Below are 378 nucleotides of genomic sequence, written 5' to 3' on the forward strand. Positions count from 1 at the left end.
ATGCCGCCCCCTGCCGCCGTGGCCAGCGCCCGGCGGTTGCTGGTGGCCCTGGGCGCCATGGCCCCGGAGGGTGAGCAACAACTTACCCCGGCAGGTCGTGCCATGGCGGCCTTCGGCACCCATCCCCGCCTCGCCCGCATGTTGCTGCGGGCCAGGGAGCTGGAATCCGAGGGTCTGACAGGGATTGTCGCCGATGCGGCTTTCCTGGTGGCGCTGCTGGAAGAAGATCTGCGAGGATCGGAGCGCCTGTCCGTGCTGTTCCACCGCCGTCAGGGCGCCCTGCGCCAGGGGGCGGCCCGCTGGTTCGAGCGGCTCGGCGTGCGGGCAAGCAGCCCGCAGGGTCAATGGCTGGGGTTGCTGTGCGCCCTCGCCTGGCCT

General features: G+C 72.0%; 1 pseudogene. It reads left to right on the plus strand.

Annotated features, from left to right (window positions below):
* Positions 1–378, plus strand: a pseudogene (locus AACR77_RS11815) (ATP-dependent helicase HrpB); the annotation flags it as partial.

The organism is Aeromonas sp. ZOR0002, from assembly GCF_963866995.1.
GTDB lineage: Bacteria > Pseudomonadota > Gammaproteobacteria > Enterobacterales > Aeromonadaceae > Aeromonas > Aeromonas caviae.